This window comes from Shinella sp. M31 (assembly GCF_049199205.1).
In the GTDB taxonomy this organism is placed as follows: Bacteria; Pseudomonadota; Alphaproteobacteria; order Rhizobiales; family Rhizobiaceae; genus Shinella.
The window spans coordinates 25,044-33,789 of the sequence record NZ_JBLZPH010000021.1 but is presented as its reverse complement, the minus strand read 5'-3'; the positions used below and the strand labels follow the sequence as shown (position 1 = coordinate 33,789).

Below are 8,746 nucleotides of genomic sequence, written 5' to 3'. Positions count from 1 at the left end.
ACGACGCTCACACGCCATGTCATGCGCCGTCGTGCAATGATAGCCGCTGAGATCGGGCCATTCCTTGTCGATATAGACGTTGCGCCGAACCTCGCGGAAGATCGTCGAGCGATGACGTCCAAGTTTCTCCGCGATGATATCGATACTCAGGCCGGCGTGGCGCCAGCGGGCGATCCTGCGGCGTTCGTTCAGATCAAGATGGGAGTAGGTGCGTTTCATGACAGCGTCCTTGCGACTGATAACCCATTGGCATCATTCGTAAGTCGCACTTCATACTTGAACCCACCCCGCGACTAGGTCATTCTCATCGAGTGGTACCCACTCGGCGGAATGGGCCGCGGCTTTTGCGCGCCTAGGTGAAGGGCTGTAGGCAGGTTGCATCCAAAAGTAATCTATGCACGAATATGGATGGGGATTGTTTTCAGCGTGTGATTGCGACGCCTCGGGGGGGGTCCGCGCGCTTGAACGACGTAGGGGGACACGGTGCGAAGGATTTTCTATGCCGCGTTGGCTTTGACCGTAGGCAACAGTGTCGTTTTGGCGGCGCAAGACTCGCCGAAGATTGAGTGGGAATTGCGTCATCCTTTCAAGCTTTTCGGGGATTTCGGTGAGAAGGACCGATATTTCCAGAAGAGCGTCGATAGGCGGCTGTGGGACTATCGCCGTGACTTATTCGTAGATCTGACCTGTAACGAAAAGCCAAAGTTGGTGAGCTGCTCCGAAATGGCCCTTGGCGAGGAGCGGTTGCGAACGATGCGCGACGACCTTGCAGCAGGTGGGGACGGCGAGGATAATTCGCATCTGCGCGATGCATGGTTGGCAACCGCGATCGCATGGAGCAATAAAACACGGACCTACGACAAAAGCTTGCTTGACAGCACGGAACGTGCCGGCATCAAGGTGCGGCTGAGTGGGCCAAGTGTAGCCGCTTTAACCTGCCAATGGTCGGCGGACGGGGCAACGATCCCCGAATGGAAAGTACGTTGTGGAGAGTGGCTAAAGAACATCAATATCCGTCGCGGCACTAAGTCCAGTGTTTTGGCGGTGACAGTCCTCGAAACCGGCGCAACCTTTCAACTTACTGGTAGCGATACCCTGATCCGTGAACGATTGATCGTCGGCCTTGGCGATTCCTTCGCGTCAGGCGAAGGAAATCCGGATATCCCTGTAAAATTGTCCAAGAAAATGGATACCAACAAGGCGTTTCCGATGCCGCGACGGGGAGACGGCACGGTCGGCCGTGTTGCCGCCCAATGGCTCGACCGTGACTGCCACCGTTCCCTGCTCGGTGCGCAGCAGAGGGCTGCGATTCACTTTTCGGCACGCCGTCCTCGAGAGGAAACCATTTTTCTGGGCTTTGCCTGCTCGGGAGCGGAGATTCTCGAAGGGTTGATCGGCCCCTATGCGGGTACGGGTGATACCTCTCAGTTCTCGCGGGCAGGGCGTTTGAATGGTCAGCGTTGGATATGGGACGAATCTCAAATAAATCAAGCGATCAGAGCCTTGTGCCGCGAGGAGGCGAGCATGACGCGCGGCCTTAAAAATGCGTATGATCGCCGTGACTGGCGGAATGGAAATTATACGCGGCATCTGAACGATCAGTTCAAGTCCAAGACGCTCGATCAGCTTGTTCTGCGTTGTCCGGCCGGCTTCAAAAGGCCAATAGATGCCGTGTTGCTGTCGATAGGCGGCAACGACATCGGCTTTTCGAAAATCATAGCCAGCGTCCTCGCGTCACCGGGTTTGCAGACCGTGGCGTTCAGATGGGCCGATCAGTCGAGACCGCCCGCGGAAGCAGGCCAATACATTGCCCGTGAGCTTCCAGGAAAGTACGCCGAACTCGACAAGATCCTGGAGAACAACCTGCTGATAACGGATTCACGCAGGGTCATTATCGCAGCCTATCCAAACCCGACAACTGACCAGAACGGGAAAGTTTGTGGTTCAAACAAAGGGGGGCTGACCCGTGGTCTAGAGGCATTCCCGAGCCGCGGCACGGCGAATGTGTCCGATCTGGAGAGCAGGAGCATCGTGGAATATGTCGTGGATCCTTTGAACACTGCAGTCCGAAAGGCTCCCAATCGCCATGGTCGGCGATGGACCGTTGCTGAAGGACACCTCGAGCGCATCAAGGGTCACGGCATCTGCGCGGAGGGAACGCTCTCGAAGGAAGACACTCTTTCGACCCGAAAGTACATGGACGGTTTCGACGCCTATGCGCCGACCACCCGCTGGTTCCGAACGATCAATGATAGCTTCATGATCCAGAACCAAATGCAAGTGGAAAGTGAGAAAAGCACATCCCTGCTGGCAAAGCTGTTTGATCCGGTGCTCTCGCAGTACCTCAAAATCTATGGTGCCATTCATCCAAATAGCATGGGTGCGGCAGTGCTCGCCGATGCCTATCTGGACAAGCTGGAAGACCTCATCCCGCAGCCACGCTAACCACGGATCCGGTATCTTTCCGTCCGCCGGCAGCGTGGACCCTTACCGTGATCATGTCCTGCATAAACGCGGCCGGCCCAACGATTGGCACCAAAGGAATGGGCGGCATGCGCCGATGGCGCCCTTGCAGGTTAAGGGTTGATCCTACTGAGCCGCACTGCCTCCTATCGGTGATCATGCGCTCGGCATTGATAATTGTCCCCGAGTACCGCGGCTGGCGTGTCCATCTGACCGTGACGTCATGGCTGACTAGGCCGGTCCGAGTCTATCCTGCGGTCTATAGTATGGGGCCGTCCAGTTCGGAGAGGGTGGCCGGCCGAACCCTGCACTTTTTAATAGTGATATCAGCGGGGATGTGGCCATCTTTCGATCTTAGCGTCGACATGGGGGAGTAAAGCATGTCGGATCTGCGGCGCATGCCTGACCGAACACGAGTGAAGGGGATGCCTCGCAGTACGTATGTTCGGCATTGCCTGAAGGGCACAGTCTTTCAACCTTCTGGTTGACGAGCGAGTCTGAAAATACTGTGCACACCTGTCGAAAATCTTCGGCAACGAGTGAGCCGCGACACGATCGCCAGCGTGCGCAATGCCAATCTCCTCATGGGCGACGGTAAATCGCTTTCTTACGGGCCGGTCATTAACGTTGACGTAGATGCTGGTGTTGGAAGGTCGCTTGGCGATTAGCCCGTGAATACCTTTGTCTGCGAATGTTGCGTTATAAACCTTGAGACCCAATTCGTTCGCAACCGCAACTGGATCCACAGGGGCGCCTAGATCCGCACCGGGTCTACGCTAGCAACTTGCTCGCTTGCTCCTCGATTGCCTTGCGTGATGCCAATCGTTTCTCCTGTGCGAATACGCGGAGGGCCGAATCAAGAAATTACACGTATAATTACACGTATAGAAGTATAGGTGATCCTTTTGTCGTCTCAATCATAACTTGTGGGCGGCAGCAGTTGATGTTTTCGAATGGTCCGCTGACTTGTTGCGGTCGATTGTTCTCAGAAAGCGCGTTGGCCACGGTTTGTCGAAGATAGGCCGACGTACTCTTGAGCGACAGATCGGCAAGAAGCTCACGCTTCTTAAAGCAGCTCTAAAACAAGATCGGCACTGGGACCGGCAAAGTGCTTGCATGAGATGGTGCCTATCACTATGTTCATAAAGATAAATCTAGTGGCATAGAAATCGGCAAAAATGGTTACGCTCGCGAGCATTGAACCACTCCTCCCCGAAAGCAATCGGGACTTGGAAGATCTGACGATCGAATTGACCTCGGCGGCCAGCCGTTTCGCCGCGCGCCTACACCCGCTTATGCGGGCATCTGTCGGCGATCTGGTGCGCTCGATGAACTGCTACTACTCAAATCTCATTGAGGGGCACAATACCCTGCCGATCGATATCGACCGTGCCATGTTGGGTGATTTTTCTGGCGAACCGGAGAAACGCAACCTTCAGCTCGAGGCTCGCGCCCATATCGAGGTGCAGCAACTCGTCGATCGCGGGGACATGCCGTTTCCGGTTCTGTAAATCGACGGTATCTGCTGGCTTCATGGAGAGTTTTGCCGGCGGTTGCCTTAGGAGTTGCTGATTGTTCGGATCACGGGTCCGCAAGCCGCCAACATGGATCCACGGGTCGTCAAGCGCACGCTCCTCGGCGAAAATATCTCACTGGCCGACTATGTCGAGACTCTTGCTGCCCGCGAGTGGTTGACTGCGGCTTTCGAAGCGACACTGGGGCCGGGGGAACTCGTGCTGTGCCCGACGCTGCCGCATGTGGCGCCGCGTCTCCAGCCGCTCCTCGAAAATGAAGATCTGTTCTTCCAGATGAACGGCCAAACCCTGCGCAACACGCTGATCGGCAATTTCCTCAACTGGTGCTGCGTCTCGCTGCCGTGCGGCACGGGCACCGACGGCATGCCCGTTGGATTTCTCGTCTCCGCGCCGAAGCACAACGACGATAGACTTCTCGCGGCGTCTTCCGCACTGGAAGCTTTGCTCGGTTGATATCGAGTCGGCACTTCGACTCGCAAAACGCTCGTGCGCCGATGATCCATGCGAAGCCTTCCATCGAAAAACGGTGCGATGGTCTCATCCTCGTATCCACTGCACAGAAACAGAATGAGATCGAGCACCTGATCGTCGAGAGCAGACCAAGAGTGCCGATCTACGCCGTTGGACTGGCATTTCGGTGCGAACCGGCTTGTTGGCGGCGACTACGGTGTTGGAGGACACAGGAATGCGGTATCGGATCAGAAAATTTGCATTCGGGTCGGGAGGGACTTTCGACCGCCGCTATCCATTTCTAGCCGTAAATACCTCGTTGTGAGGACTGACGGTTTGAATACCATCAAGAGCTTTGATCCGTGACCTTTATTTTCGAACCATTCCGAGGAGTTCGCCCTCCAACATCAAACCGAGCTACCCTATGGACTTCTTTATTTGCCCGATTGCGAAACATCCGCGGCTAAACGTGGTATAGTAGCTTGGGGCACGATCAGGTGCCCATGGAGATGGTCATGACCAAATTCGCGCTCTACGTTCCGGTTGAAGCAAAACCCGGCAAGGAACAGGAGGTCGCCGATTTCCTGAGATCAGCCATACCTCTCGTCAACGCGGAGCCAGGCACGATTTCCTGGTATGCGATCCAGGAAGGACCGAGTTCGTTTGCGATCTTTGATACGTTTGACGATGAGGACGGAAGAGACGCTCACTTAAATGGCCAAGTCGCTGCGGCCTTGATGGCCAAGGCAGAGGCAGGAGACCTGTTTGCCAAGCCGCCACAGATCCATAAGTTAGCTATCCTCGCCGACAAGCGGCCATGAGCGCCAGAAATTCCAAGTCCTGACGGAAATGAACTGCAGTTCTAAATCGACTAAGGGGCTCGGGCTCCGTTCCGGACCGTCGCCTTGCGGACGGAGCCCTGCGATTGCGTGAGCTTGATGGCGAGACCCCAGACGGCATGACCCGCTTGAAGCGCAGCGACCTTGGTGCTGATGGTTCCAACGATATGATTGTCAGTTGGGCGGGAGCGGAGATTTTGATCTGCACCTCGCGCGCGGCATCTGCGAGCGCCGTGTCGCCATAGGTTTGACGAGCTTCGTACCCCAGGTCAGAGCCTCTATTTCCTGCGCCGTCAGCGCCAGCGGTGGCAGGAAATAACCGGCACGCAGCATATAGCCGAGACCGCGTTCGCCATCGATTGGCACATTCTGCTTCTGGAGATCAGCAATGCCACGCCAAACCGTGCGGGTCGAGACCTCAAGCGTCTTTGCCAGTTCCTTGCTCGTACGCAGCCGACCGCCTCTAAGAAGCTGTAAGATTTCGAAGAGACGGTCGGCACGGCGCATGGCTTACGGCATCAGCGTGAAATGGTGCATCGAAACCGAGCCGGTCTCGATCGCTACCATATATGCTTGCGTTTCCGGCGCCGCCATGAAGCGTTCTGCGGCCGCCATGGCGTGATCCATTCTCTGCCATTCGACGTAGTCGATCCGCTCGCGGCCGTCGCCAGAGCCATGGCGCCGCAGCACGAAGCCCGTCTGAATGGCAAGCCACCGGTTCGTCTCGTCAATTGCCGTCTGCAGGGACGCTTCGTCCACGTCGAGTCTCACTCTGAAGCTGGCAAGTTCGATTGCGTTCACATCAAGCTCCTTTGTGTGTGACAACGAAGCCGAACTATCATAGGCCAACCGACAGCATCTTGTCAGTTGGGAATGCGTAGATCCAACCATTGCGTGGGCTCAACATTCGACCGGGTACCCGCTGCGTGGGTGAGTGCTTGGACCGTCTCAAACCCCGCCGCCACAAGGAAATCGAGCGGCTGCCAGCCGAATTCCCGCTTCGCCTTGTCGTTCGATCTTGCGCGCGACTGCGTCATCATCGCGACAAGATGATCTTCCGCCCTGCCAAACGCCGCCCATCAGCGGCATCCGGCGCTTGCGTTGCGTCGAGAGTGCCGCTGGCGTTTCCGGGGATTGTCACCGAGCCCGATCGTCCTCCGTTTCACGACACCGCCGATGCGGGCATAAGACCAGCAGCAGAAACCCTGCGCGACGGTCCGCTTCACGCCGCAATCCTGGGTCGCCGCGAGTGGTTGCTCTTCGCTAAGGTGCGGTCGAAAAGATGCGGATCCGAAATGCCCTTTAAATCCGTCAGATGCTGACGATCACATCTGGGCGTGCGACGATGATCACCGTGGAGTGGATGTGCATCGCCTCAGGCTGAGCGCAGGATTTTCACCATTACTTTTCCCGTCGATCAAGATATCGAATCTCCCGCATGCTCGGCTCCTCGATTTCCTCTATGCGAACGCCGCAGATCACACCGGTGATTAGGTTCGTGACGGGCTGAGGCAAGGCGCTTCAGCAAAGAAGGTTTCGAAATCGGGTTGATTTTCGAGCCTTACTTGCAGCGCATCCTGATCGTAACCGGTCAGCCAGCAAATGATCTAGTCTACCTCGGCTTTCGTACGCCCCTTCTTTTCGGCCTTTGCGACATAGTGCGGATAGACGCTGGCAAAGCTGGTCGTGTAAATTCTGTGCTTGGTCATTTGCTGTTCCAGTTTCAAGCCGTTTCAACGCCATTTGTGAGAGGTCTAGACAGCAGAAGCGCATGTCTTGGCCCTACAGGCACATCGCCATCTCATCAAACAGCCAGTCCCGGAACGCCCTGATTTTCTGGTTCCGCAGCGCGCCTTCCGGATAGACGACGTAATAGCTCCAGCGCGATTTGAGAGTCAGGTCGAAGGGTTGCACCAGCCGCCCCGCCGCGAGGTCTGCCGATACGAGCGCGCTCCTGCCGAGGAGCACGCCTTCGCCCTGCACCGCCGCTTCCACCGCATAGGCGGCGGATTCGAATTTCACACCGGCGCTGTGATCAATCCCATAAAGGCCCGCAGCCCGCAGCCAGGTTGCCCAGTCGATGCGAAAATTATCGTGGATGAGCCGGTGGTGCCGGAGATCCTCCGGGCTGCGCAGCGGGTGGTCTGCCTTCAGCAGTTCCGGGCTGCAGACAGGGCTGACATCCTCTTCCGCCAGAAGTTCCGATACGACCTTGTCATAGTTGCCCTCGCCGTAGCGGATCGCGATGTCGATGCCATCGCGGATGAAATCAGTGAGCGCTCCGGATGTCGAAAGACGCACGTCGATTTCACGGTGGAGACGATGGAACCTGTGAAGACGAGGCACAAGCCAGCGCCCGGCAAAGCCATCCGAGGTGCTGACATTGAGGACACCGGCCGACCTGGACGCTGTCGCTGCGATGTTTGCGATGCCCACGCGGTCAAGTGCCGCGCCGATTTCGGCGGCGTAGGCCGCTCCCTCCGACGTGAGCTTGACCGACCTCGTGTCGCGCTCGAAAAGCCGGACGCCCAGCATTTCCTCAAGATTGCGCACCGCTCGGCTGATCGCCCCGTGCGTCAGGTTCAATTCCGTGGCCGCCTTGGTGAAGCTCAAATGCCTAGCAGCGGCATCGAAGGCCGGCAATGTCGTCAGGGGAGGAAGTTTGCGGCCATCGAACACCTGTGAGCATGGATCACAAATCATCGACGATTAATCGTTTGTCGTCCAGCCGTTTTTGCCGCAGTTTTTCTTCATGAACTTGAATTCAACGGCCGCTCCTCGGGAGCGGCGATCTGCGAAAGGAAAAATGCTGTGAGTATCATTCACACTTATAACGCTCCGTGCAGCGACCCCTTGCCGATTTCCGCGCTCGACGTCCGAAAGGCGCCGGCATCATTGTTCGTGCTCGTCGCACGCTTGGCAGCCCGGCCACTGAATGCGTTTCACCATCACCTTGCCATGCGGCGTATCGAACGCTTTTCGGCCCGCCGTCTGGATGACATCGGCTTCGAACGCGACCGGGACGGAACAATCCGTCCCCGTCCTGTGACCGCCGCCCGGGCGCTCACAGGACGCGCGAGCGGATTCGAAATTGGCGCGGTAGCATTGCCGCGGCCCCTGTGACGATGCAGTGCGTTAGCGGCGACAGAATGGCCGGAAGCCACGATCCAACTCGCGGCAGTCGAGCGCCTGCGCCGCGCTTTTCGCCGGCATAGTGCGGAAGCTTCCGGCTGAACTCGGGTCCAATTGTCAGCAACCGAGCATTCCGTCGGCCAGCCGACCTGATAGTCGCTTGGGGCTTGTCGCGACATCGTCGCGAATGTCGTAGCGACTTCATCGTAATCGTTCGCTTTCAAGGTGCGCGATCGACCTGCAGCCAAGTCATTTGCCGCTTCCTATGTCTTCTCTCACCGGCATGATCAGTCTTTTTTACCAGGATAAGGCTGCGTACAATCCGGG

The 8,746-nt window shown here is 57.1% G+C and carries 10 protein-coding genes and 1 pseudogene; 5 read left to right on the top strand and 6 right to left on the bottom strand.

Annotated features, from left to right (window positions below; genetic code table 11):
- On the bottom strand, nt 1-219 hold a 219-nt coding region (locus ACOZKU_RS03675; protein ID WP_421577710.1), incomplete at its 3' end, for a helix-turn-helix domain-containing protein.
- Nucleotides 220-483: 264 nt separating this feature from the next.
- On the opposite strand from ACOZKU_RS03675, the gene ACOZKU_RS03670 reads away from it, so the two are divergent.
- On the top strand, nt 484-2,445 hold the full coding sequence (locus ACOZKU_RS03670) for a hypothetical protein (protein ID WP_421577709.1): 1,962 nt from the start codon (nt 484-486) through the stop codon (nt 2,443-2,445).
- Between the two features lie 344 nt (nt 2,446-2,789).
- Here the strand turns inward: ACOZKU_RS03670 and ACOZKU_RS03665 are convergent, their stop codons facing one another.
- Nucleotides 2,790-3,209 (bottom strand): ImmA/IrrE family metallo-endopeptidase, encoded by a 420-nt coding sequence (locus ACOZKU_RS03665; RefSeq protein WP_421577708.1) that lies wholly within the window; start codon nt 3,207-3,209, stop codon nt 2,790-2,792.
- Nucleotides 3,210-3,641: 432 nt separating this feature from the next.
- On the opposite strand from ACOZKU_RS03665, the gene ACOZKU_RS03660 reads away from it, so the two are divergent.
- From ACOZKU_RS03660 to ACOZKU_RS03650, 3 genes are all read left to right on the top strand, one after another.
- Complete coding sequence (locus ACOZKU_RS03660; RefSeq protein ID WP_421577707.1) at nt 3,642-3,974, top strand: hypothetical protein; 333 nt, start codon at nt 3,642-3,644, stop codon at nt 3,972-3,974.
- Nucleotides 3,975-4,067: 93 nt separating this feature from the next.
- Entirely contained in the window at nt 4,068-4,451 is a 384-nt protein-coding gene (locus ACOZKU_RS03655) for an amidase family protein (protein WP_421577706.1), read from the top strand.
- Between the two features lie 512 nt (nt 4,452-4,963).
- The gene (locus ACOZKU_RS03650) at nt 4,964-5,269 is read left to right on the top strand and encodes a putative quinol monooxygenase (protein WP_421577705.1); all 306 of its coding nucleotides are present in this window, start codon (nt 4,964-4,966) and stop codon (nt 5,267-5,269) included.
- Between the two features lie 192 nt (nt 5,270-5,461).
- Here the strand turns inward: ACOZKU_RS03650 and ACOZKU_RS03645 are convergent, their stop codons facing one another.
- The 4 genes and pseudogenes from ACOZKU_RS03645 to gcvA form a co-directional block, all read right to left on the bottom strand.
- Nucleotides 5,462-5,794, bottom strand: a complete 333-nt coding sequence (locus tag ACOZKU_RS03645; protein WP_421577704.1) for a helix-turn-helix transcriptional regulator — start codon at nt 5,792-5,794, stop codon at nt 5,462-5,464.
- Nucleotides 5,795-5,797: 3 nt separating this feature from the next.
- Nucleotides 5,798-6,088: a hypothetical protein gene (locus tag ACOZKU_RS03640; RefSeq protein WP_421577703.1), complete on the bottom strand. Its 291-nt coding sequence runs from the start codon at nt 6,086-6,088 to the stop codon at nt 5,798-5,800.
- Nucleotides 6,089-6,688: 600 nt separating this feature from the next.
- Nucleotides 6,689-6,996 (bottom strand): annotated as a pseudogene (locus ACOZKU_RS03635) (DUF2200 domain-containing protein).
- 73 nt (nt 6,997-7,069) lie between these two features.
- The gene (gene gcvA, locus ACOZKU_RS03630) at nt 7,070-7,990 is read right to left on the bottom strand and encodes a transcriptional regulator GcvA (protein ID WP_421577702.1); all 921 of its coding nucleotides are present in this window, start codon (nt 7,988-7,990) and stop codon (nt 7,070-7,072) included.
- Nucleotides 7,991-8,098: 108 nt separating this feature from the next.
- Between gcvA and ACOZKU_RS03625 the strand changes: the two genes are divergently transcribed.
- Nucleotides 8,099-8,410, top strand: a complete 312-nt coding sequence (locus ACOZKU_RS03625; protein WP_421577701.1) for a hypothetical protein — start codon at nt 8,099-8,101, stop codon at nt 8,408-8,410.
- Nucleotides 8,411-8,746: the final 336 nt, after the last annotated feature.